Here is a 23505-nt window from a genome sequence, read left to right on the forward strand (position 1 = left end):
TCTCCGATTCTGTTGTCGTGCGCAGCGCGTCTGCAGGCGCGCTGCGGCATGCGACAGCGCAGCTTACTGCGCCGCGTCCATTTTCTTGACGGTGCACATGAGCTCCGCCTCGCAGGCGACCACGCCGTCCACGTCGGCTTGCGCCTTGAACTTCCAGATGCCGCGCATGTAGCGCTCGAACGTCACGTTCAGAATGAGCTGATCGCCCGGCTCCACCACGCGCTTGAAACGAGCACCGTCGATGCCGACGAAGTAGTACAGCGTGTTCTCGAAGTCCTGCTCTTCTTCCGAGAACGTCAGCAGCGCGGCGGTCTGCGCCAGCGCTTCGAGGATCAGCACGCCCGGCATGACCGGACGCTGCGGGAAATGACCCGTGAAAAAGGGCTCGTTGATCGTCACATTCTTCAACGCCTTGATGCTCTTGTGCGGCTCGAGCTCGAGGACCCGGTCCACCATCAGGAACGGATAACGGTGCGGGAGCAACGTGAGAATCTTGTGGATGTCGAAGTTGAGTTTTTCGATGTTCATGGTGTTTCTGCTCACGCAGGAATTGCGTGTCACTTTCGATTGCGTTGCCCGAAGCGCCTGGCTAGCACCTGGCTATAAGCGGCGGCTGCCGCGCCGGCGAGGCGTACCCCTGCGGTTCGCGCCCTGGCGCAGTATGCGCCCCGCGCGCGACTTCGTGCATACGGATTCCCCCGCGCCACGCTGGCCGGCTAGCGGGCCGGGCACGCAGCCCGGAACGCGTCGCGCGAGGTTCGGCCCGGCACGCGGCGAGAGCCGCGCCGCCAGGCCTGGTTCTTATGCGTCGCCCTGCGGTTTTTGGGCGACGGCGGCTTCAAGCGCGCGGATACGGTCGCGCAGCTTGTCGATATTGCGCAGCAGCGCGGCGCTCTTGTTCCAGTCGCCGTGTTCGACGGCCGGGAACGCACTGGTGTAGATGCCGGCCTTCGGCAGCGACTTCGACACGCCCGACTTCGCCGTGACGATTACGTAATCGCCAAGCGTGACGTGCCCGGCGATGCCGACCGCGCCGCCGATCATGCAATGCTTGCCGATCGTCGTGCTGCCCGCAATGCCGGCACAGCCCGCGATCACCGTGTATGCGCCGATCCGGCAGTTGTGGCCGATCTGCACGAGGTTGTCGATCTTGACGCACTCCTCGATGATCGTGTCGGCCATCGCGCCACGGTCGATCGTGGTGTTGGCGCCGATTTCGACATCCGGTCCGATCGACACGCCGCCCACCTGCGGAATCTTGACCCAGCTACCCGTGCGCGCATCGCCCTCGCCCGTGAAATCGGGGGCAAAGCCGAAGCCGTCGGAGCCGATCACCGCGCCTGCGTGCACGATGGCGCGCGCGCCGATCCTGCAGCCGTAGTAGACGGTGACGCCCGGATAGAGATGCGAGCCCTCGCCCACCTGGGTACCGCGACCGATCACCACATTGGCGTCCAGACGCACGTTCTCGCCAATCACCGCGCCCGCTTCCACCGTCACGTTCGGGCCGATCACGGCGCTGGCCGCCACCGTGGCCGTCGCGTCGACGTGCGCACTCGGGTGCACGCCCGGCTGCACCTTCGGCGCGGCCAGGTCGATGAACGCCTGCGCGACGCGCGCGAAGTAAGCATACGGATTGGGTGTGACGATGAAGTTGCGACCTTCGCGCGAAGCGAGTTTCGCCAGATCGTCCGGGCTGATGAGGACCGCGCCCGCACGGGTCGTTTCGACCTGCGAGAGATACTTCGGATTGGCAAGGAAAGCCAGTTGCTGCGGACCCGCCTGGTCGAGCGGCGCGAGCGAACCGACGCGGTGCGTCGCATCGCCCACCACCTCGCCGCCGAACTGCCCGGCGATTGCCTCAAGCGTAAATGCCATGCGCGTGCTGCTCCTGCCTTAGTTGCTGTTGCTGCCGGTGGCGCCGTTGGCCAGCGCCTTCAGCACCTGGTCGGTGATGTCGATGCGCGGACTCACGTACACCGCTTCCTGCACGATCAGATCGTAGTGCTGCTGCTCGGCGATCTGCTTGATCACCTTGTTCGCGCGATCCAGCACCGCCGCGAGTTCTTCGTTGCGGCGCTGGTTCAGATCTTCGCGGAACTCACGCTGCTTGCGTTGAAAGTCGCTGTCGAGCTGCGACAGATCGCGCTGCTTCTGTGCGCGATCCACAACCGACAGGCTGGGCCCGCTCTTGTCGAGCGAGTCCGACATCGTTTTCAGGCGCTGCGCCATGTCCTGCAGATCCTTGTCGCGCTTCGCGAACTCGGCTTCGAGCTTGGTCTGCGCAGCCTTCGCGGGGGCGGATTCGCGCAGGATGCGGTCGGAGTTGACCGCCGCGATCTTCGCTTCCTGCGCATGGGCCGCGCCCGTGCCGAAAGCGAGCATCGCCAGCGACAGCGTCAAGGCCCCGATCGTCCGCCTGGAAAACAGTCCCGTTAGCAAAGTTATCCTCTCGTTTCTGTAAATGCCTGTTCCTGCGCGTCCGTCAGAATGCCGTGCCGATCTGGAACTGGAACTTCTGATACTGGTCGCCTTCATGCTTCGTGACCGGGAAGCCCAGGCTCAGCTTGAGCGGGCCGATCGGCGAAATCCACGCCAGACCCACACCGTAGGCGTAACGCAGACCGTTCGAGCCGATGCTCGTGCCTTCGTCGCCCCAGACGTTACCACCGTCGAGGAAGGTGAAGACGCGCAGCGTGCGGTCGTAGCCCGTACCCGGCAGCGGGAACGTGAGTTCGATGTTGCCGACCACCATCTTCGAGCCGCCAATCGGGTCGTTCGTCGTCTTGTCGCGCGGACCCAGCGAGCTCGGCTCGTAACCCCGCACGGAACCAATACCGCCGGCGTAGTAGTTCTTGAAGATCGGGTACGGCTTGCCGCTCAGGCCATTTCCGTAACCGGCCTGGAAGTTCAGGCCCAGCACGAAGCCGCGCGCAAACGAGTAATAGTACTGCGCCTGCACATCGGTCTTGTAGTACTCGGTCGCGCCGATCGGCGTGCCGTATTCGGCATTGGCCTGCAGGAAGTAGCCGCGGCTCGGAATCAACGCGCTGTCACGTGCGTCGCGCGACCAGCCGATCGTCAGCGGCACGTTGTTCGACACGCGGCCGAACTGGTTCACGTAGTCCTTGTACGACTGCGGCGTTGCGTCATCGACGTCGAGACGGTCCTGCTCGAAGCCCACGCCGAAGAACACGGTATCGACTTCCGAGAACGGAATGCCGAACTTCAGGTCGCCGCCCGCCGTGATGATCTTGAAGCTCGAATCGGTCGAGTAATACAGCGGCTGGTACGTACGGTAGTAGACGTCCGTGATGCGCTTGATGCCGTCCACGGTGAAGTACGGATCGACCTGCGTGACGGACAGCGTGCGGTACGACTTCGCGGTGTTGACGTTCACCGACAGCGACGTGCCCGAACCGAACACGTTGTCCTGCGACACGCCCGCCGAGAGCACCACCTTGTCGGTCGACGAGAAGCCCGCGCCTAGCGTGATCGCGCCGGTCGGCTTTTCGGTGACCTTCACGTCCACGTCCACCTGGTCAGCCGTGCCTTCCACGGGAACCGTGGTCACGTCGACGTCGGTGAAGTAGCCCAGACGGTTGATACGGTCCTTCGACAGCGCGAGGCGGCTCGAATCGAACCACGAGCTTTCGAGCTGGCGCATTTCGCGGCGCACGACTTCGTCGCGCGTGCGCGTGTTGCCGACCACGTTGACGCGGCGCACGTACACGCGGCGGCTCGGGTCGACTTGCAGCGTGAGGTCAACGGTGTGATTGGCCTGGTTGATCTGCGGCAGCGCGTTGACGGTCGCGAACGCATAGCCGTATTCGCCGAGCTTGTCGACGATGGCCTTGGTCGCCGCCTGCAGCTTTTCAGCCGAGAAGCGATCGCCCGCCTTGATCTTGACCAGCTTGTTCAGCTCCGCCTCGCGGTCCAGCAGATTGCCGGCGAGATGGATGCCCGAGATCTTGTACGGCTCGCCCTCGTGCAGCCCGATCGTGAGGTACATGTCCTTCTTGTCGGGCGAGATCGAGACCTGCGTCGAGTCGATGTTGAACTCGAGGTAGCCGTGATTCAGATAGTACGAGCGCACGTTCTCGAGGTCGCCCGTGAGCTTTTCCTTCGAGTACAGGTCGTTCTTGGTGTACCACGAGAACCAGTTCGGCGTGGACAACTGCATTTCGCTCAGGAGCGTGCTGCTGCTGTACGTCTTGTTGCCGATAAAGTTGATCTGGCGGATCTTCGCGCTCGGACCTTCGACGACCGAGAACAGCAGACCGACGCGGTTGCGGTCGATCGGCGTGACGGTGGTCGTGACTTCGGCTGCGTAGAAACCGCGCGTGAGGTACTGGCGCTTCAGCTCCTGCTCGGCCTTGTCGACCAGGGCCTTGTCGTAGTAGCGGCCTTGCGAGAGACCGACTGCGCGCAGCGCCTTGGTGAGGTTGTCCTTGTCGAACTCGTGGATGCCGGCGAAATCGATCGTGCCGATCGCGGGGCGTTCCTGCACCTGCACGACGACCACGCCGCCTTCGGTGGCGATGCGCACGTCGTTGAAGAAACCGGTCGCATACAATGCGCGAATCGCTTCGGAGGCCTTGTCGTCGGTGAATGTATCGCCCTGCTTGATCGGCAGGTACGCGAACACCGTGCCCGGCTCTACGCGTTGCAGTCCTTCGATGCGGATGTCCTGTACCACGAAAGGCGTCGTTGCAGCATGGGCCACAAGACCCTGTGCGGCAAGCGCCGCGGCGGCTACCGTTTTTGGAACCAAGCGATGAGGTCTAAACAACGTGCTTCCCCAGTGTGTATAGCTGCATCAGGTCGGGCGGCCCGCCCTCGGACGCCGCCAGACAATCTTTAGAAATGGATTAACCGAGCCAGATCGTTGAACAACGCGATCGCCGACAGGGCGACGATGCAGGCAAGCCCCGCTCGCTGCAGCACCATCTGCCAGCGATCCGAGACGGTTTTGCCCGTTACGGCTTCAACCGCATAATATAACAGATGCCCCCCGTCCAATACCGGAATTGGGAGCAGGTTGAGTACGCCGAGGCTAATACTGACAAGGGCGAGGAACGAAAGGAACGCCGACGGCCCGAGCTTCGCGCTCTTGCCGGCATAGTCAGCAATCGTCACGGGGCCCGAAAGATTCTTGAGCGACGCCTCGCCCGTCAGCATGCGGCCGAACATGCGCAGCGAATACACGCCGATATCCCACGTGCGATTCGCCCCGAGCCGCGCGCTCTCGAGCGGCCCATAACGCACCTCCACCGTGGGTCCCTGCGCCGAAAGCGCCGCGCCGATACGACCGACCTGCTCGCCCGTTTCTTCGTCGCGCTGCACGGCGGGCGTCACGGTGAGCGTCAGCGTTTGTGAGCTGGCCTGCACATTGCCCTGCGCGGCGCGCGGCTCATCGCCCGACTCGCTGCCAGACACGCCACCCTGCGCGTCGTCCTTGCCGACATCCTGGGCCGCGCCGCCGCGCTGGATCCGCAACTGCACCGGCTTGCCCGCATGTGTCTTCACGTAGGCGATGAAACTGCTTGCGCTGTCAACGGGTCGTCCGTCGATGGCGCTCAGACGATCGCCCTTTTGCAGTCCTGCCTGCTGCGCCGCGCTGCCCGGCTCCACGCCGGCAATGCGCAGCGAGCCGCCGCCAGGCTCGAAGCCGATCTTCGACATGAAGTCGTCGTCGAGGTCCTTGCTGTCGAGCCGGGAAAGATCGAGCGAGTAATCGGAGCTGATATTGCTGGCGTGCGCATCGCGCGCGGCCAGCACCACATGGCGATGGTCGAAGGCCGCGGAAAGCAGCTTCCAGCGCAGGTCGGCCCACGACCGCACCGGCTCCATGCCGTTGCCGTTCGCCGCGCTGACGGACAGCACGGTCTAGCCGCCCTGGAAGCCCGCGTTCGCGGCAACGGACTGGGTTGGCGGCGCGGCTACGATCGCGGCAGGCTCGCTCACGCCGCTCGCATAAACGACCGCGAACAACACGATGGCAAGAATGAAATTGGCGACGGGACCCGCGGCGACGATGGCGATCCGCTTGCCGACCGATTGACGGTTAAAGGCATGCGGGAGATCGTCGGGGGGAATGGCAGACATGGCGTCGGGCCGGTCGGCAAATTCGCGCTCGTCGAGCATCTTGACGTAGCCGCCTAGCGGCAACCCCGAGATCGTCCATTCGGTGCCGCTCTTTTTGCTGACCCACCGCAAAAGCGGCCGGCCAAAGCCGATGGAAAATCGCAAAACCTTGACGCCGCACAAGCGCGCGACACTGTAGTGCCCATACTCGTGGACGACGACGAGCACGCCTATCGCCACGACAAAAGCCACCAGTTCGGTGAGCAGATCCATATGCGCCTCCTGTGCTGGAAGCAGCGCGCCGGTGCGGGGAGCGGCCCTGCCTGCGGGCCGAACCTTGTAAACCCTCGGGTACCTGCCGTTGCTGCGCAGGTGGCCCGAGCGGGGTCTCATGGACCCCCTGGTAGGCCTTAGGCCGGCACCGGCAGGCTGTCGATGATCTTATGTGCCGCGCGGCGCGCGGCTGCGTCGGCTTCGAGGACCACGTCGAGGCTGGTGGCGCTGCGGTTCTGCAGCGCGTTCAGCACGGCATCGACCGTCTGCGCGATCGCCATGAAGCCGATACGACGATTCAGGAACGCCTCCACGGCGACCTCGTTGGCCGCATTGAGCGTCGCGCTCGCGACACCGCCCTCGGCCAGCGCCTTCATGGCCAGCGCGAGACACGGGAAGCGTTCGTAGTCCGGTTTCTCGAAATTGAGCGTCGCGACCTGCGCGAGATCGAGCTGCGCGACGCCCGAATCGATACGATCCGGGAACGACATCGCATGGGCGATCGGCGTGCGCATGTCGGGATTGCCCAGTTGCGCGAGCACCGAACCGTCCGCGTACGAAACCATCGAGTGGATCACGCTCTGCGGATGGATCAGCACGTCGATGCGATCGCCGGGCAGATCGAACAGGTAATGCGCCTCGATCACTTCGAGGCCCTTGTTCATCATCGTGGCCGAGTCGACCGAAATCTTGCGGCCCATCGACCAGTTCGGATGCTTGCAGGCCTGCTCCGGCGTCACGTCGACGAGCGTGGACGGCTCGCGCGTGCGGAACGGGCCGCCCGAGGCGGTCAGGATGATCTTCGTCACGCCGCCGTGCTGCGCACCGTCGCGCGGCATGCACTGGAACACGGCGTTGTGCTCGCTGTCGAGCGGCAGGAGCACGGCGCCGCTGTCGCGCACCGTGTCCATGAAGATGTCGCCCGACATCACGAGCGCTTCCTTGTTCGCAAGCAGAATGCGCTTGCCAGCCTTCGCCGCCGCGAGCGACGGCTCCAGACCCGCCGCGCCGACGATGGCCGCGACCACCGTATCGCAGGCGTCGCTCTTCGCGACATCGATCAGCGCCTGCGGGCCGTAGCTCACGACGGTCTTCGAACCGGCCGCGCGCAGTTTGCGTTCGACGTCCTGGGCCGTTGCGGCGTCGCCGACCACGGCCACTTCGGGCGCGAAGCGCAGACATTGATCGACGAGCTTGTCGCCGTTGCGGTGCGCGGTGAGCGCGTAGACGGAGAAGCGTTGCGGATGACGTGCGACCACGTCGAGCGTGCTGTCTCCGATCGAGCCCGTGGAACCGAGCAGGGTGATTCGTTTTTGCATTTTCATATCTCTAACCGGGCGCCTGGCGCGTTAGCCGAGCAGCAGCATGGCCAGCGGCAACACCGGCAACAGCGCGTCGATACGGTCGAGGACCCCGCCGTGACCGGGCAGCAGGCCGCTCGAATCCTTCACGCCGGCCTGGCGCTTGAGCATCGACTCGAACAGATCGCCGACCACGCTGAATGCGACCAGCACCGTAAGCACGAAGAGCGCACGGCCCACACCCAGTTGGGCGGCCAACGCCGAATACAAAGTAGGCTCGAACACTTGCAGCACGAGTGCCGCGACCGACACGATCATCACGGCAGCCCAGCCGCCCACTGCGCCTTCCCAGGTCTTGCCGGGGCTGATCGAGGGAGCCAGCTTATGCTTTCCGAATGCCTTGCCCGAGAAGTATGCGCCGATATCGGCCAGCCAGACGACGAGCAGCAGCGAAAGCACGAAGGCGACGCCAAGCACCCGGGCGCCGACAAGCGCATGCCAGCAGGCGGCAAAGATCACAAAACCAGCGGCCAGCAGGAAGACGCGCCAGGCGCCCGCGGCGAGCACCGGTTTGCGCACCAGCACGTAAGGACCGGCGACGAGCCAGAAAATGCCCGCGGCCTGGTAGAGCGGCCGGGCGGATTCGAGCCGGGTGCTGGCGAAGACAAGAACGGCGGCGATGGCCGCATAGACGATCGAGCCGACCTTGCCGGCCTTGAGCAGGCGCGCCCATTCCCACGCGGCGAACACCACCACGAGGCCGATCAGCGCGCCAAAGGCGGCCACCGGCGCGAACAGCGTGACCGGCAGGAAGACGGCCAGCAGGACGATCGCCGTGATGACACGGGTCTTTAGCATGAAAGCGAGTCGGCGTTCTGGTTTTGGGTAACGAGCTGGGCGCTCGTACGGCCGAAGCGGCGCTCACGATCGGCGTAGGACGCGATCGCGCGATTGAGCGCGTCGGCGTCGAAGTCCGGCCAATACGTGTCGGTGAAATAGAATTCTGCGTAAGCGAGCTGCCAGAGCAAGAAATTGCTCACGCGCTGCTCTCCGCCAGTGCGGATGAAGAGATCCGGCTCCGGCGCGTAGTTCATGGCGAGATACTGGCTGACCGTGTCTTCGTTCACCGGCACCGCCTCGCCTGCCGCCACCGAAGCTTCCACGAGCTTGCGGGTGGCCTGCATGATGTCCCAGCGGCCGCCGTAGTTCGCGGCGATGGTCAGCGTCAGGCGGGTGTTGCGCGCGGTCTTGGTCTCCGCGCGGCGAATCAGATCCTGGATGCGCTCGTTGAACATCGACAGATCGCCCACGACGCGCAGACGAATGCCGTTCGCGTGCAGGCGCGCCACTTCGCGCTCGAGCGCGGTGACGAACAGGCGCATCAGGAAGGAGACTTCGTCGGTGGGACGCCGCCAGTTCTCGGAACTGAAGGCGAACAGCGTGACGAATTCGACGCCGCGTGCGACGCATGCCTCGACGACCGAACGCACGGCGTCCACGCCGCGCGTATGGCCTGCGACGCGCGGCAAGCGGCGCTGCGTTGCCCAACGGCCATTGCCGTCCATGATGATCGCGATGTGGCGCGGCACGGCCGCCACGTCGGGCACGTGAACGGTTGAGCTGGTATAGGTCATGGCCGTCGGACTAAAACTGCGATAAGGAAAGGGAAACCCTGGCGGAACTGGAAGCCTTGCGGCCTCAGACCGTCATGATTTCGGCTTCCTTCGTCTGGACGAGCTTGTCGATCTCGGTCACGAAGCGGTCCGTCAGCTTCTGGACGTCGTCGCTGCCGCGACGCTCGTCGTCTTCCGAAATTTCCTTGTCCTTGACGAGCTTCTTGAGCTGCTCGTTGGCGTCGCGGCGCAGGTTACGCACGGCAACCTTGGCCGTTTCGCCTTCGTTCTTGACGACCTTCGTGAGTTCCTTGCGGCGCTCTTCGGTCAGTGCGGGCATCGGCACGCGGATCAGATCGCCGTGCGTGGCCGGGTTCAGGCCGAGATCCGACTCGCGGATGGCCTTTTCGATGACCGGCACCATCTTCTTTTCCCACGCCGTGACGCCGATCGTGCGGGCGTCGACGAGCGTCATGTTCGCGACCTGCGAGATGGGCACGGGCGAGCCGTAGTAGTCGACCTGGATGTGGTCGAGCAGACCGGTGTGTGCACGGCCCGTGCGGATCTTTGCCAGATCGCCCTTGAACGCGTCGATCGAGCGCTGCATTTTCTGCTCGGCGCCCTTCTTGATGTCAGCCACAGCCATTTTGATACCTCCGAACCTTCATTGCGGTACGGGCCCGCCAGCGCGCATAGTGGGCGGCGCGGCCCGAGATCGATCTCGTGCGAGACGAGAGTTTACACGTGGACGAGCGTGCCTTCGTCTTCGCCCTGAATGATGCGCTTGAGCGCACCGGGCTTGACGATCGAAAAAACACGGATCGGCAGCTTCTGGTCGCGGCACAGCGCGAAGGCCGTGGCGTCCATCACCTGCAGATTGCGGCCGATTGCCTCGTCGAAGCTGATCGTCGAGTAGCGCGTGGCCGTCGGGTCCTTCTTGGGGTCGGCCGAATAGACGCCGTCCACCTTGGTGGCCTTGAGCACCACTTCCGCGCCCACTTCCGCGCCACGCAGCGCGGCGGCGGTATCGGTGGTGAAGAACGGGTTGCCCGTGCCGGCCGCGAAAATCACGACCTTGCCCTCTTCGAGCTGACGGATCGCGCGCGGGCGGATGTACGGCTCGACCACCTGGTCCATGCGCAGCGCGGACTGCACACGTGCTTCGATGCCGGCGTGACGCATGGCGTCCTGCAGCGCGAGCGCATTCATCATGGTCGCGAGCATCCCCATGTAGTCAGCGGTTGCGCGGTCCATACCGGCCGCGCCGCCCGCGACGCCGCGGAAAATATTGCCGCCGCCGATCACGACTGCGAGCTGGGTGCCCAGGCGCACGACCTCGGCCACGTCCGCCACCATACGTTCGATCGTGGCGCGGTTGATGCCGAAGGCATCATCGCCCATCAGGGCTTCGCCGGAAAGTTTAAGCAGGACGCGTTTATAGGCGGGTGTGGGCATGGAGGTATCCAGGATCGCGCGCAAAGGGCAATAACTTGAAACTGTAGGGGTGAAATACGGCTTGGGGCAAGCGCCACCAGAAATAGCGAAGATTTGCGCCGCAGGGCACGGCGGATGGCCGCCATGCCCGGCGTGTCGCTATTCGGGCGTCGCTACGCTGCCCACCGCGGCGGTGAAACGCCGCCGCGGCTTGCTACGGTACTGCGGTCAGACTTTTACTGCCTTGAAGCTTGCCGCTGCTTAAGCGGCTTTTACTGCTTAAGGCTTGCGCGGCCTTTATTGCTGCTTTGCAGCAGCGACTTGCGCGGCCACTTCGGCTGCGAAGTCGTCTTGACGCTTCTCGATGCCTTCGCCAACGACGAACAGCGCGAACTTCTGCACCGAGCTGTTGGCAGCCTTCAGCATCTGTTCGATCGTCTGCTTGTCGTTCTTAACGAACGGCTGGTTCAGCAGCGAGACTTCCTTCAGGTACTTCTGGACCGAACCGTCGACCATCTTGGCGACGATTTCAGCCGGCTTGCCCGATTCGGCGGCCTTCTGCTCGGCGATGCTGCGCTCCTTGGCGATCAGCTCGGCCGGCACGTCGTCCGACGACAGCGAAACCGGCTTCATCGCGGCGATGTGCATCGCGACGTCCTTGCCCACTTGCTCTTCAGCGCCCGTGTAGTCGACCAGCACGCCGATACGCGTGCCGTGCAGGTACGCAGCCAGCTTGTTGGCGGTTTCGAAGCGCGCGAAGCGGCGGATCGAAACGTTTTCGCCGATCTTGCCGACCAGTGCCAGGCGCACTGCGTCGACCGTCGAGCCTTCCAGCGGCAGAGCCGACAGAGCGGCGACGTCAGCCGGGTTTTGCGTGGCGACCAGTTCGGCCACCGTGTTCGAGAACGCGAGGAAGTCGTCGTTCTTCGCGACGAAGTCGGTTTCGCAGTTCAGTTCGACCACGGCGCCAGCGTTGCCGCCGATGAACGAAGCGATCACGCCTTCAGCCGTGACGCGCGATGCAGCCTTGCTCGCCTTGTTGCCGAGCTTGACGCGCAGGAGTTCTTCAGCGCGCGCCAGGTCGCCGTCGGCTTCCGTCAGCGCCTTCTTGCATTCCATCATCGGCGCATCGGTCTTCGCGCGCAGTTCTGCCACCATGCTTGCGGTAATTGCCGCCATCATTCGCTCCTTGAGTCTGTCTGGTACGCGCCGGTCGCATGATTCGATGCGGCCGGCAGGAATTCGTTTCCGTTTATGCCCATGCTGAAACGCTTTTTTACAGCTGCTTCTACAGGACTACGGTGCCGCCCATATGACGCGGCGTCGAATGCCACGGCTTAAAAAAAAGGGGCCTATGGAAAGCCCCCTTTTCTTGCCGGACACGGGGGCAGCTTACGCCTCCGGGTTGACCTCGACGAACTCGTCGTCGCCGTCGTTGCCGCGTGCAGCTGCGACCACTTCGTTCACCGAGTTCGCGCGGCCTTCGAGGATCGCGTCCGCCACGCCTTGCGTGTACAGCGCGACAGCCTTGCTGGCGTCGTCGTTACCCGGGATGACGTAGTCGATGCCTTCCGGCGAGTGGTTCGTGTCGACCACGGCGATAACGGGGATGCCCAGCTTGTTGGCTTCCGTCACAGCGATCTTGTGGTAGCCGACGTCAACCACGAAGATTGCGTCCGGAATGCCGCCCATGTCCTTCACGCCGCCGATCGACTTTTGCAGCTTGGCGATTTCGCGTTCGAACAGGAGCGCTTCCTTCTTGCTCATCTTTTCGAGCTCGCCTGCCTCGACCGCTGCTTCCATGTCCTTCAGGCGCTTGATCGAAACCTTCAGCGTCTTGAAGTTGGTCAGCATGCCGCCGAGCCAGCGTGCGTTCACGAACGGCATACCCGCGCGGTTTGCCTCTTCAGCGATCGTGTCACGCGATTGACGCTTCGTGCCGACGAACAGGATCGTGCCACGGTTCGATGCCAGCTGACGCACGTACTTCAGTGCGTCGTTGTACATCGGCAGCGTCTTTTCGAGGTTGATGATGTGAATCTTGTTGCGATGGCCGAAAATGAAGGGGGCCATCTTCGGGTTCCAGAAGCGCGTCTGGTGACCGAAGTGGACACCTGCTTCCAGCATTTGGCGCATGGTAACTGCCATGTTTGATTCTCCGCGAGGGTTGGGTTCTTAAGCCGGCTGCCGTATCGCCGCGCCGCCCTGCCTTCAGGACTGGCGCCGCGACACCCTGGGTGCGCCGGCTTGCGATTTCAATTGCACTACCAAGTCACCCGGAGTCCGTTCATTCGAACAGGACGAGAGCGACTTAGCCGAAGAGTATAGCACGCAAATTGTGCATGCCTCAAGACGGCTATTACCCTCGGGCTATGCGATCCGGACGATATATCTATCGGCGCCGATGTAACCCGCCGGCAGGATAGCGCATTCTCAAAAGCCAGCGACCATAGTGATTAGGTGCGATAATTCGATATTCGACTGCATTTTCGGGCGCACACCATGGCCATTTCGATCAAGAACGAACACGACATCGCGCAAATGCGCGTCGCCTGCCGACTGGCGAGCGAGGTGCTCGACTACATCACGCCCTTTATCGTGGCGGGCGTCACGACCGGCGAAATCGACCGGCTCTGCCACGAATACATGACCAACGTGCAGGGCACCGTGCCCGCGCCGCTGAACTACCAGCCGCCCGGCTACCCGCCCTACCCGAAGGCGATCTGCACGTCGGTCAACGATGTGATCTGTCACGGTATTCCGGGCGACAAGGCGCTGAAAAACGGCGACACGCTCAATATCGACGTCACCGTCATCAAGGACGGTTACTTCGGCGACACGAGCCGCATGTTCATCGTCGGTGAGGGTTCGATCCTCGCGAAGCGCCTCGTGCAGACCACGTACGAGTGCATGTGGCTCGGCATCGACCAGGTTCGCCCGGGTGGCCATCTGGGCGACATCGGCCATGCGATCCAGCGTTACGCGGAAGCGCAAGGTTATAGCGTCGTGCGCGAATACTGCGGCCACGGCATCGGCACGGTGTTCCACGACGAGCCGCAGGTGCTCCACTACGGCCGCGCCGGCACCGGCGTGGAACTGCTGCCCGGCATGATCTTCACCATCGAGCCGATGATCAATGCGGGCCGCCGCGACATCCGCACGATGCCGGACCAGTGGACCGTCAAGACCAAGGACCGCAGTCTTTCGGCACAGTGGGAGCACACCGTACTCGTCACCGAAACCGGCTACGAAGTGCTGACGGTGTCGGCGGGCACGCCCGCCAGGCCGGCGATCGTCGCGCAGGCGGCGGGCGCCACGGCCTGAACAGACGCAAGACCAGGCACGGCTGCCCGGCGCTCCCTGTTAGCCGGGCGATAGTGCGCGGCTTCCGGCAGCACGCCGGAGCCTGCAGCAGCACCACAAAAAAGCACAGCCTCACCCGGCACGACCAGCACTAACGGCATGACATGGCCACCAGCCGGCTCAACCCGGCTGGAAGAGCCTGCAAAGCAGCACCCCAGCCCGTACGGCTTGCCTTGCGAAACCCCGCCGTACGCACGGCACATCGCCCGACCAACCGCGCCACCATCACCTGACCCATGAGCGTTCTCGCCGTCGCCGCACCCGATACGTCGTCGCTGAAGTCCGACTACAAGGCCGCCAAGGCCGAGTTGCTCGAACGCTTCAAAAGCACGTCCAACGTCGATTCGCTGATGCGCGCACTCGCCCGCACCACCGACGAGATGCTGCGTCGCGCCTGGAGCCTGTGCGAGCTGCCGGCAACGCTCGCGCTCGTGGCCGTGGGCGGCTTCGGCCGGGGCGAGCTCGCGCCCTTCTCCGACGTCGACATCCTCGTGCTGCTGCCCGACGACGAAGCGCTCGCGCCGCTCGAAGCCCGGATCGAGCGCTTCATCGGCCTCGCGTGGGATCTCGGGCTGGAGATCGGCAGCAGCGTGCGCAGTGTTTCGCAATGTATCGAGGAAGCGGCCAACGACGTGACCGTGCGGACCTCGCTGCTCGAAGCGCGCCGCATCACCGGCAGCACCACCTTGTTCGGCGACTTTGTCCAGCGTTATCGCGACGCCATGGACCCGCGCGCGTTCTTCCAGGCGAAGGTGCTGGAAATGCGCCAGCGTCACGCGCGCTTCCAGGACACGCCCTACGCGCTGGAGCCGAACGTCAAGGAAAGCCCCGGCGGACTGCGCGACCTGCAACTGATCCTGTGGATCACGGAAGCCGCGGCATTCGGCAGTAGCTGGAAGGAACTCGACCAGCGCGGCCTGATTACGACCCGCGAGGCCCGCGAATTGCGCCGCAACGAAGCCTTTCTGAAGGCATTGCGCGCGCGCCTGCATGTCATCGCGGGACGCCGCCAGGACATCCTGGTGTTCGACCTGCAAACGCCGGTCGCCGAAAGCTTCGGCTTCAAGGCGAGCAGCGCGCGGCGCGCCAGCGAACAACTGATGCGGCGCTATTACTGGGCCGCCAAAGCGGTGACCCAGCTTGCCAGCATCCTGATCCAGAACATCGAGGCCCAGCTCTTCCCGAGCACGAGCGGCATCACGCGCACCCTCTCGGATCACTTCGTCGAAAAACAGGGCATGATTGAAATCGTGTCCGACGACGTATTCGAGCGCGAGCCGCACGCGATCCTCGAAGCCTTCCTGCTCTACGAGCAGGTGCCCGGCGTGAAGGGACTGTCGGCGCGCACCATGCGCGCGCTCTACAACGCGCGCGAAAAAATGGACCTGCACTGGCGGCGCGACCCGGAAAACCGCCGCCTCTTCATGGAAATCCTGAAGCAGCCGGCCGGCATCACGCACGCCATGCGGCTGATGAACCAGACGAGCGTGCTCGGGCGCTATTTGCTGAATTTCCGGCGCATCGTCGGGCAGATGCAGCACGACCTCTATCACGTCTACACGGTCGATCAGCACATCCTGATGGTGCTGCGCAACATCCGCCGCTTCGCCGTGGCGGAACACGCGCACGAATACCCGTTCTGCAGCCAGTTGATCGCCAATTTCGAGCGGCCCTGGGTGCTCTACGTGGCGGCGCTCTTTCACGACATCGCCAAGGGACGCGGCGGCGATCACTCGCAGCTCGGCATGGCCGACGCGCGGCGCTTCTGCCGCGAGCACGGCATCGAAGGCGACGACGCCGATCTGATCGTCTGGCTCGTCCAGCAGCATCTGACCATGAGCCAGGTCGCGCAAAAGCAGGATACGAGCGACCCGGAAGTGGTGAAGCGTTTCGCCGATCTGGTGGGTTCGGAGCGGCGCCTGTCGGCGCTTTATCTGCTGACGGTGGCCGACATTCGCGGCACCAGCCCGAAGGTCTGGAACAACTGGAAAGGCAAGCTGCTCGAAGATCTCTACCGGTCGACGCTGGCCGTGCTCGGCGGCGCGCGGCCCGACACGCATTCCGAACTGAAGACGCGCCAGGAACTGGCGCTTGCGCTGCTGCGCCTCGAAACCGTCCCGGAACACGCGCACCGCGCGCTCTGGGACAAGCTCGACGTCGGCTATTTCCTGCGGCACGACGCCGCCGATATCGCGTGGCAGACGCGCGTGCTCTACCGTCACGTCGAAACGCCCTCGCCCGTCGTGCGCGCGCGGCCCTCGCCGATCGGCGAAGCGCTGCAGGTGCTCGTCTACGCGCAGGATCGGCCCGATCTGTTCGCGACGATGTGCGCGTACTTCGACCGCAGCGGCCTGTCCGTGCTCGACGCGCGCGTGAGCACGACGCGTCATGGCTATGCGCTCGACAATTTCATCGTCGCCCACACCGAGGGCGACGTGCATTACCGCGACATCGCGAACCTGGTCGAACAGGAACTCGCCGAGCGTCTTGCGGCTGAAAGCCACGTGCTGCCGGAACCGTCGAAGGGACGGCTCTCGCGGCTCTCGCGCACCTTCCCGGTGACGCCGCGCGTCGACCTGCGGGCCGACGAGCGCGGCCAGTACTACATCCTGTCCGTGTCGGCCAACGACCGGCCGGGCCTCCTTTATTCGATCGCGCGCGTGCTGGCCGAGCACCGGGTCGGCGTCCATGCGGCGCGGATCAACACACTCGGCGAGCGCGTCGAAGACGTATTCCTGCTGGACGGGTCGGGACTCTCCGACAACCGTTTGCAGATCCGTGTCGAAACCGAACTGCTGCGCGCGATAGCAGTGTGAAAGTCAAAGCGAATTACCTGAATCATGCGAGCCAAACTGACAGCCAAACACCCGCGCCCGGCCACGCCGGAACGCTCCCCCGTCCGACGCGGCAGCACGACCGCCCGCAAACCGGTGCGGCCGGCTGAGGTGCGGCCCGCTGACGCACGTCCGGCGGCAGCCAAGCACGCGGGCGGCAAACCCGCGCGCGCCGGCAAGCCGATGTCCCGCGAGGATGGCGGTGAGCGTCGTTTTCCGCGTCGGGATGAAGGTGGCGAACGCCGCTCGTTCGGTGCGCGTGAGGATGGCGGTGAGCGTCGCTTCCCGCGCCGCGACGAAGGTGGTGAGCGCCGTCCGTTCCGTGCACGCGAGGAAGGCGGTGAACGCCGCCCGCCCCGCCGTGAGGAAGGTGGCGAACGTCGCTCGTTCGGCGGTCGTGAGGATGGCGGTGAACGTCGCTTCCCGCGTCGGGATGAGGGTGGTGAGCGCCGTCCGTTCCGTGCACGCGAGGAAGGCGGTGAACGCCGCCCGCCGCGTCGTGACGAAGGCGGCGAACGTCGCTCGTTTGGTGGTCGTGAGGATGGCGGCGAGCGCCGCTTCCCGCGTCGGGATGAAGGTGGCGAGCGCCGTTCGTTCGGTCCGCGCGAGGACGGCGGTGAGCGTCGCTTCCCGCGTCGGGATGAGGGCGGCGAACGTCGCCCGTTCCGCGCGCGTGAAGATGGCGGTGATCGTCGCCCGCCGCGTCGTGACGAAGGCGGCGAGCGCCGTTCGTTCGGTCCGCGCGAGGATGGCGGTGAGCGCCGCTTCCCGCGCCGTGACGAAGGTGGCGAACGTCGCCCGTTCCGCGCGCGTGAAGATGGCGGCGACCGTCGCCCGCCGCGCCGCGATGAAGGTGGCGAACGTCGTCCGTTCGGTGCTCGCGAAGACGGCGGTGAGCGCCGTTTCCCGCGCCGTGACGAAGGTGGCGAACGTCGCCCGTTCCGCGCGCGTGAAGATGGTGGTGATCGTCGCCCGCCGCGTCGTGACGAAGGCGCCGAACGTCGCCCGTTCGGTGCGCGCGAAGACGGCGGTGAGCGTCGCTTCCCGCGTCGGGATGAAGGCGGCGAACGCCGTCCGTTCCGCGCTCGCGAAGACGGTGCCGATCGCCGCCCGCGCGAAGACGCCGGCGATCGTCGCTTCGCGCGCCCCGTAAAGTCGTCCTACGGCAGCGACCGCGACGGCGCAGCGCCCCGAAAGTTCGCAGATAAGCCCGCCGGCAGGTCCTTCGACAAAGCTCCACGCCGCACGCCCGATCAGGACCGCTCACGCGACGCCGCGCCGCAACGCGCCCGCCGCGAGGAAATCGACGGCGACAATACACTGCGTCTGTCCAAGCGCATGTCGGAACTGGGCCTGTGCTCGCGCCGAGAAGCCGACGAATGGATCGAAAAAGGCTGGGTCTTTGTCGATGGCGTCGTAGTCGATACGCTCGGCGCCAAGGTCACGCCCGAGCAGCGCATCGAAATCGACCCCGCCGCGCTCGCCGCGCAGGCGCGCCAGGTGACGATCCTGCTGCACAAGCCGATCGGCTATGTCTCCGGCCAGGCCGAAGACGGCTATTCACCCGCCGCCACGCTGATCACCGGCGAAAATCACTGGGAAGGCGATCGCTCGGGCATCCGCTTCTCGGCGCAGCATCTGCGCACGCTCGCGCCGGCCGGCCGCCTCGACATCGATTCGACCGGGCTGCTCGTACTCACGCAGGACGGCCGCGTGGCGAAGCAACTGATCGGCGAAAGCTCGGACATCGACAAGGAATACCTCGTGCGCGTCACCTACGGCGACATCGAGACCGAAGTCGATCAGCACTTCCCGGCCGAACTGCTTTCGAAGCTGCGCCACGGCCTCTCGCTCGACGACGTGCCGCTCAAGCCCGCACAGGTCAGCTGGCAGAACGGCGAGCAGCTGCGTTTCGTGCTGCGCGAAGGCAAGAAGCGCCAGATCCGCCGCATGTGCGAGCTGGTCGGCCTGCACGTAGTGGGCCTCAAGCGCGTACGCATGGGCCAGGTCCTGCTGGGCGCGCTGCCGCAAGGCCAATGGCGCTACCTGTCGGCGGACGAGGGATTCTGAACGCCCTGACACCGGCGCTTCGTTGCGCCGGGCCATAAAAAATGGGAGCCATTGGCTCCCATTTTTTTTTCAGTGTCACGGCTTCGCGGCTTCAGTCGTCACTATTCGGATCGAGATCCGGGAACAGCACCTCGGTGAAACCGAATTTCGCAAAATCCGTGATCCGCATCGGGTACAGCTTGCCGATCAGATGATCGCACTCGTGCTGCACCACGCGCGCGTGGAAGCCTTCCGCGACGCGCTCGATCGGCTTGCCGTACTGGTCGTAGCCGTTGTAACGGAGCATGGAATAGCGGCTCACCGCGCCGCGCATCCCCGGCACCGACAGGCACCCTTCCCAGCCCTCTTCCATGTCATGCGAAAGCGGATGGATGACAGGATTGATCAGCACCGTTTGCGGCACGGCCGGCGCTTCCGGATAGCGCTCGTTGTGCTCGAAGCCGAAGATCACCACCTGCAGGTCCACGCCAATCTGCGGCGCAGCGAGACCCGCGCCGTTGGCCGCGTGCATGGTGTCGAACATGTCGGCGATCAGTTCGTGCAGTTCCGGCGTATCGAAGTGATCGACGGGTCGGGCGATGCCGAGCAGGCGGGGATCACCCATCCTGAGAATTTCGCGAATCATGTTGAATGCCCCTCCAGGAGCTTGTGCAACCCTTCTTCGTCGAGCACCGGCACGCCGAGTTCCTCGGCTTTCGCAAGCTTGCTGCCCGCGTCGGCGCCCGCCACCACGTAGTCGGTCTTCTTCGAGACCGAGCCGGCGACTTTCGCGCCGGCCGCTTCCAGCATTTCCTTCGCCGCGTCGCGCGTGAGCGTGGGCAACGTGCCCGTGAGCACGACCGTCTTGCCCGCGAGCACGCCCACGGGCGCTTTCGGCGCGGGCGGACCTTCAACCCATGTGACCTTGCCGGGCGCGCGCAGTTGCTCGATCACGGTGCGGTTATGTTCTTCCGCAAAGAACTGGTGAATCGATTCCGCCACCACCGGCCCCACATCCTTTACTTCGAGCAGTTGCTCGATGCTCGCGTCCATGATCAGGTCGAGCGAGCCGAAGGATCTGGCCAGATCCTTCGCCGTGGACTCGCCCACCTGGCGGATGCCCAGCGCGTAGATGAAGCGCGCGAGCGTGGTCGATTTGGCTTTCTCCAGTGAATCGAGCAGGTTTTGCGCCGATTTGTCGGCCATGCGGTCGAGTTCGGCGAGCGTCGCGAAGCCGATGTTGAAGAGATCCGCGGGCGTGCGCACGAGGTTCTGCTCGACGAGCTGATCGATGATTTTCTCGCCAAGGCCATCGATATCGAGCGCGCGGCGCTGCGCGAAATGCCAGAGCGCCTGCTTGCGCTGCGCCGGGCAGAACAGGCCGCCCGTGCAGCGGGCAATGGCCTCATCGGGCAGACGCTCGATGCGCGAGCCGCACACCGGGCATTGCGTGGGCATGACGAACTCGCGCGCGTCCTGCGGACGGCGTTCGAGCAGCGCGCTCACCACTTCGGGAATCACGTCGCCCGCGCGCCGCACGATCACCGTGTCGCCGATGCGGATGTCCTTGCGGCGGACTTCGTCCTCGTTGTGCAGCGTGGCGTTGGTGACGGTCGCGCCGCCCACGAACACCGGCTCGAGCCGCGCGACCGGCGTGATGGCGCCGGTGCGGCCCACCTGCACGTCGATGGCGAGGAGCGTCGTGAGCGCCTCCTGGGCCGGGAACTTGTGCGCGAGCGCGAAGCGCGGCGCGCGCGAGACGAAGCCGAGCGCGTCCTGTTCGTCGCGGCGGTTCACCTTGTAGACCACGCCGTCGATGTCGTACGGCAGGCTGTCACGCTTCTCGCCCACGGCGCGGAAGAAGTCGAGCAAGCCCTGCGCACCCTTCACGAGCGCGCGCTCGCTGTTCACCGGCAAGCCCATTTCGGCGTACCAGTCGAGCAGTTCGCCGTGCGTGGCGGGCATCGTCTCGCCTTCCAGCACGCCGATACCATAGGCGAAAAACGACAGCGGGCGCTGTGCGGTGATCTTCGAGTCGAGCTGGCGCAGGCTGCCCGCCGCCGCGTTACGCGGATTGGCGAACTCTTTCTGGCCGGCCTCACGCTGACGCTCGTTCATGCGCGCGAAGTCGCGGCGGAACATCAGCACTTCGCCACGCACGTCGAGCACCTTCGGCACGCGCTTGCCCTTGAGGCGCAGCGGCAGCGAGCGGATCGTGCGCACGTTTTCGGTCACGTTCTCTCCGGTCGTGCCGTCGCCGCGCGTGGAGGCCTGTACGAACACGCCATCGACATAGCGCAGCGAAATGGCCAGCCCGTCGAACTTCAGCTCGCACGCGTAATCGACTTCCTCGCCCTCGGCCTTGCCGAGCGTGTCGTGCACGCGCTTGTCGAACGCGGCGATGTCTTCGTCGGCGAAACCGTTGTTGAGCGAGAGCATCGGCACGTCATGGACGACCGGCTCGAAGCCGGACGCGGCCTCGCCGCCCACACGCTGGGTGGGTGAGTCGGGCGAGATCAGATCGGGATGTTCCGCCTCGATCTGCTGCAGTTCGCGGAACAGCTTGTCGTATTCCGCGTCGGGCAATTCCGGCTGGTCGAGCACGTAATACGCGTGATTGGCGCGCTCAAGTTCGGCGCGCAGCCACGCCGCGCGCTCGGTCGCGGAGGATGCTTCGGGGGGACGGGCGGGATGACGGACCATGCTGATTGCGGCTTCTGACGAGTGATTTAGGAGACAGATTATCTCAGGAAGCCGCGCCCGTCGCATCGGCCAAACGGCTAACTTCGTGCGCCGCCGAACGGGTCGCGCGAATGCCTGGCCGAATGGCTAACGTGACCCGTAAAGCATTGACCCGGTGCGTTTCCGGTGCGACCGTAACTGGACCGTGGCCCGCGCCGCAACCCGCACGCTGCACCGCCTCTTCGATGCCAAATGAATACGCCATCCGCCCCACCCATGCCCCGATCAGGCAACCGGACGCCCATAGGAAAAAAGGCGCGGCGCCCTGATGGCACCGCGCCTCTTGCACGTGCGAAAGACCGGTCGGTCTTACTGGCTGAACAGCCGGCGCGTCGCCGGCGAACCGGCCGGGATACCCGCCTGCTCGAGCTTCGCATAGAGCGTCATGAGCTGCTTGTCGATGTCCTGCAGCACCGATTCCGGCAGCGGCCGGCGCTGGTCGTCCACCACACGCCCGCCGATGCGCTCCGCGAGCGAGCGCGCGTAATCGCACATCAGGCGGAACGGCAGGATGTCCTCGTCGGCGACCGGCACGTCGAGGATCAGCGTGATCATCTGGCCGCCCTTGTAGGTCAGGTCGTCGCGCAGGAAGTTGGTGTCGCCGAACTGCAGCATGAACACGGGACTTTGCTTCGCGTCGAGCTTCACGAAACGCGTGCCGTCGCGCGAGAGCAGCAGACCGTCCTGCGCCGACACCGCCTGCACGTAGTTCGCCGACCACGGCGCGCCGTCCGACAGCACGTTGATCGAAAGCTGCGCGTCGCACTGCGCCGCGAAACCGTCGAGTTCGCGCGCCATCGCGACCGTCTCGGTCATGTCCGGAAATTCGGGCAGGCCGTCCAGCGCATCGGCGAACTGATGCACGCCCGCGACGAACTCCGAAAACTCCAGCTCGTTGAGCGGACCGCTGCGGTTCGCAAGCTGTGCGGCCGCGCGCAGCTCTTCGTAGCGCACGCCGTTTTGCAGCAGCTCCCAGCTATCGCCGCCTTCGGGCTTGCCTTCGATATGCACAGGCTTGCTGCCCGCGCGGCGCAGGCGCTGCGCGAGCGGAATCACGCGCTCGCCGGGCAATGCGGCGCCCAGGCGAATCGGCACGATGCAATCGATTCGGCGGTCCACGATAGCGGGCGGCGCCGAGGAAATCGTCGTAGCGGCCGGAAGCACCGGCTCGATGCGCTCGTCTTCACCCGCAACGGCCTGCGCGTGCGTTTGCTCTTCGGCGGCGTGCCCGGCAGGCGCGGTCTCGCCGTGCTCATCCGGCGTCACGGCGGGCGCGTCGCCTTCAGTGTGCGCCACCTCAGTGTCGGCGAAGCCGTTCGGCGAGGTGTTTTCGGCCTGAATGTCGACAGGCGTGTCGGCGGGCGCCGCCGTGCCGAAGCCCGGTTCCATGCGCTCGACGGCTTCCTCTGGAGCGCCGCCAGCCAGCGACGGCTCGCGCCGCGACGGCGCGCGGGCCGGCTCGATGAACGGGCCAGGCTCCTGCAACTCGTCGCGTTGCGGCGACTCGACTGCTTCCTCGGGCATCGGGCGCGGCATGCGGCGGCGCACCCTGGCGCCCTGCCACGCGTTGTACACCACCACGCCCCCGACGACTACGGCGCCAGCGCCGATCAACCCGAGAGTCAACTGATCCATGCATGCTCCATCTGCAATTCCTTTCCGGCGGCACACCCAGGCCTGAGCCCGTGCGTCTGCCGCAAGCGTGGCATCGCGGGCATCTGCGCCGGCCGCCATCGTGAGGCGCTGCCGGACGCGCACCGCGCGCCGTCCCTTAGATTCCTGAACCGTCCCGACTGCGTGGCCGAAATT

At 65.0% G+C, this 23505-nt stretch carries 19 protein-coding genes and 1 pseudogene; 4 read left to right on the top strand and 16 right to left on the bottom strand.

The genetic code is table 11. The features are described from left to right. Positions 1–63: 63 nt before the first annotated feature. From fabZ to rpsB, 13 genes and pseudogenes are all read right to left on the bottom strand, one after another. Positions 64–528 carry a 3-hydroxyacyl-ACP dehydratase FabZ gene (gene fabZ / locus B0G62_RS09255; RefSeq protein ID WP_103703892.1) on the bottom strand — a complete coding sequence of 155 codons (465 nt, stop codon included), beginning with the start codon at positions 526–528 and terminating at the stop codon, positions 64–66. 273 nt (positions 529–801) lie between these two features. Beyond that, on the bottom strand, positions 802–1878 hold the full coding sequence (lpxD, locus tag B0G62_RS09260) for a UDP-3-O-(3-hydroxymyristoyl)glucosamine N-acyltransferase (protein ID WP_103703893.1): 1077 nt from the start codon (positions 1876–1878) through the stop codon (positions 802–804). Positions 1879–1896: 18 nt separating this feature from the next. Further along, entirely contained in the window at positions 1897–2442 is a 546-nt protein-coding gene (locus B0G62_RS09265) for an OmpH/Skp family outer membrane protein (RefSeq protein WP_103703894.1), read from the bottom strand. 43 nt (positions 2443–2485) lie between these two features. Beyond that, a complete protein-coding gene (bamA, locus tag B0G62_RS09270) occupies positions 2486–4792 on the bottom strand; it encodes an outer membrane protein assembly factor BamA (protein WP_103703895.1) in 2307 nt (768 codons plus the stop codon). Positions 4793–4860: 68 nt separating this feature from the next. Then, positions 4861–5697 (bottom strand): annotated as a pseudogene (rseP, locus tag B0G62_RS32655) (RIP metalloprotease RseP); the annotation flags it as partial. Positions 5698–5889: 192 nt separating this feature from the next. Further along, positions 5890–6360, bottom strand: coding sequence for a site-2 protease family protein (locus B0G62_RS32660; RefSeq protein ID WP_407671110.1), 471 nt, complete (start codon positions 6358–6360; stop codon positions 5890–5892). A 137-nt stretch (positions 6361–6497) separates the two neighbouring features. Continuing rightward, positions 6498–7679 (bottom strand): 1-deoxy-D-xylulose-5-phosphate reductoisomerase, encoded by a 1182-nt coding sequence (locus tag B0G62_RS09280; RefSeq protein WP_103704110.1) that lies wholly within the window; start codon positions 7677–7679, stop codon positions 6498–6500. Between the two features lie 30 nt (positions 7680–7709). Continuing rightward, the gene (locus B0G62_RS09285) at positions 7710–8519 is read right to left on the bottom strand and encodes a phosphatidate cytidylyltransferase (protein WP_103703896.1); all 810 of its coding nucleotides are present in this window, start codon (positions 8517–8519) and stop codon (positions 7710–7712) included. Next, positions 8513–9295: a polyprenyl diphosphate synthase gene (gene uppS, locus B0G62_RS09290; protein ID WP_103703897.1), complete on the bottom strand. Its 783-nt coding sequence runs from the start codon at positions 9293–9295 to the stop codon at positions 8513–8515. Before uppS ends, B0G62_RS09285 begins: the two co-directional genes overlap by 7 nt. Before the next feature lie 64 nt (positions 9296–9359). Continuing rightward, positions 9360–9920, bottom strand: coding sequence for a ribosome recycling factor (frr, locus tag B0G62_RS09295; protein WP_103703898.1), 561 nt, complete (start codon positions 9918–9920; stop codon positions 9360–9362). Positions 9921–10012: 92 nt separating this feature from the next. Beyond that, on the bottom strand, positions 10013–10729 hold the full coding sequence (pyrH, locus tag B0G62_RS09300; RefSeq protein ID WP_027814826.1) for a UMP kinase: 717 nt from the start codon (positions 10727–10729) through the stop codon (positions 10013–10015). A 276-nt stretch (positions 10730–11005) separates the two neighbouring features. Next, entirely contained in the window at positions 11006–11887 is an 882-nt protein-coding gene (tsf, locus tag B0G62_RS09305) for a translation elongation factor Ts (protein WP_103703899.1), read from the bottom strand. A 213-nt stretch (positions 11888–12100) separates the two neighbouring features. After that, the gene (gene rpsB, locus B0G62_RS09310) at positions 12101–12856 is read right to left on the bottom strand and encodes a 30S ribosomal protein S2 (protein WP_103703900.1); all 756 of its coding nucleotides are present in this window, start codon (positions 12854–12856) and stop codon (positions 12101–12103) included. 354 nt (positions 12857–13210) lie between these two features. On the opposite strand from rpsB, the gene map reads away from it, so the two are divergent. From map to B0G62_RS32575, 4 genes are all read left to right on the top strand, one after another. Next, positions 13211–14032, top strand: coding sequence for a type I methionyl aminopeptidase (map, locus tag B0G62_RS09315; protein WP_103703901.1), 822 nt, complete (start codon positions 13211–13213; stop codon positions 14030–14032). 275 nt (positions 14033–14307) lie between these two features. Continuing rightward, complete coding sequence (locus B0G62_RS09320) at positions 14308–16887, top strand: [protein-PII] uridylyltransferase (protein WP_103703902.1); 2580 nt, start codon at positions 14308–14310, stop codon at positions 16885–16887. A gap of 220 nt (positions 16888–17107) precedes the next feature. Then, entirely contained in the window at positions 17108–18058 is a 951-nt protein-coding gene (locus tag B0G62_RS32570; protein WP_322789228.1) for a hypothetical protein, read from the top strand. 173 nt (positions 18059–18231) lie between these two features. Then, positions 18232–18975, top strand: coding sequence for a pseudouridine synthase (locus tag B0G62_RS32575; protein WP_322789226.1), 744 nt, complete (start codon positions 18232–18234; stop codon positions 18973–18975). Positions 18976–19066: 91 nt separating this feature from the next. Here the strand turns inward: B0G62_RS32575 and def are convergent, their stop codons facing one another. The 3 genes from def to B0G62_RS09340 all read right to left on the bottom strand — a co-directional run bounded on the left by def (position 19067) and on the right by B0G62_RS09340 (position 23331). Continuing rightward, on the bottom strand, positions 19067–19600 hold the full coding sequence (def, locus tag B0G62_RS09330) for a peptide deformylase (RefSeq protein WP_103703904.1): 534 nt from the start codon (positions 19598–19600) through the stop codon (positions 19067–19069). Next, the gene (gene ligA, locus B0G62_RS09335) at positions 19597–21657 is read right to left on the bottom strand and encodes an NAD-dependent DNA ligase LigA (RefSeq protein ID WP_103703905.1); all 2061 of its coding nucleotides are present in this window, start codon (positions 21655–21657) and stop codon (positions 19597–19599) included. Before ligA ends, def begins: the two co-directional genes overlap by 4 nt. Before the next feature lie 348 nt (positions 21658–22005). Next, complete coding sequence (locus B0G62_RS09340) at positions 22006–23331, bottom strand: cell division protein ZipA C-terminal FtsZ-binding domain-containing protein (protein WP_103703906.1); 1326 nt, start codon at positions 23329–23331, stop codon at positions 22006–22008. Positions 23332–23505 lie beyond the last annotated feature (174 nt).

The organism is Paraburkholderia eburnea (genome assembly GCF_002917095.1).
Taxonomy (GTDB): Bacteria; Pseudomonadota; Gammaproteobacteria; order Burkholderiales; family Burkholderiaceae; genus Paraburkholderia; species Paraburkholderia eburnea.

What these genes read in the sequence shown, in the direction of transcription:
- fabZ (WP_103703892.1), bottom strand. Translation starts at nt 528, where the DNA reads ATGAACATCGAAAAACTCAACTTCGACATCCACAAGATTCTCACGTTG.
- lpxD (WP_103703893.1), bottom strand. Translation starts at nt 1,878, where the DNA reads ATGGCATTTACGCTTGAGGCAATCGCCGGGCAGTTCGGCGGCGAGGTG.
- B0G62_RS32660 (WP_407671110.1), bottom strand. Translation starts at nt 6,360, where the DNA reads ATGGATCTGCTCACCGAACTGGTGGCTTTTGTCGTGGCGATAGGCGTG.
- B0G62_RS09280 (WP_103704110.1), bottom strand. Translation starts at nt 7,679, where the DNA reads ATGCAAAAACGAATCACCCTGCTCGGTTCCACGGGCTCGATCGGAGAC.
- B0G62_RS09285 (WP_103703896.1), bottom strand. Translation starts at nt 8,519, where the DNA reads ATGCTAAAGACCCGTGTCATCACGGCGATCGTCCTGCTGGCCGTCTTC.
- uppS (WP_103703897.1), bottom strand. Translation starts at nt 9,295, where the DNA reads ATGACCTATACCAGCTCAACCGTTCACGTGCCCGACGTGGCGGCCGTG.
- frr (WP_103703898.1), bottom strand. Translation starts at nt 9,920, where the DNA reads ATGGCTGTGGCTGACATCAAGAAGGGCGCCGAGCAGAAAATGCAGCGC.
- pyrH (WP_027814826.1), bottom strand. Translation starts at nt 10,729, where the DNA reads ATGCCCACACCCGCCTATAAACGCGTCCTGCTTAAACTTTCCGGCGAA.
- tsf (WP_103703899.1), bottom strand. Translation starts at nt 11,887, where the DNA reads ATGGCGGCAATTACCGCAAGCATGGTGGCAGAACTGCGCGCGAAGACC.
- rpsB (WP_103703900.1), bottom strand. Translation starts at nt 12,856, where the DNA reads ATGGCAGTTACCATGCGCCAAATGCTGGAAGCAGGTGTCCACTTCGGT.
- map (WP_103703901.1), top strand. Translation starts at nt 13,211, where the DNA reads ATGGCCATTTCGATCAAGAACGAACACGACATCGCGCAAATGCGCGTC.
- B0G62_RS09320 (WP_103703902.1), top strand. Translation starts at nt 14,308, where the DNA reads ATGAGCGTTCTCGCCGTCGCCGCACCCGATACGTCGTCGCTGAAGTCC.
- def (WP_103703904.1), bottom strand. Translation starts at nt 19,600, where the DNA reads ATGATTCGCGAAATTCTCAGGATGGGTGATCCCCGCCTGCTCGGCATC.
- ligA (WP_103703905.1), bottom strand. Translation starts at nt 21,657, where the DNA reads ATGGTCCGTCATCCCGCCCGTCCCCCCGAAGCATCCTCCGCGACCGAG.
- B0G62_RS09340 (WP_103703906.1), bottom strand. Translation starts at nt 23,331, where the DNA reads ATGGATCAGTTGACTCTCGGGTTGATCGGCGCTGGCGCCGTAGTCGTC.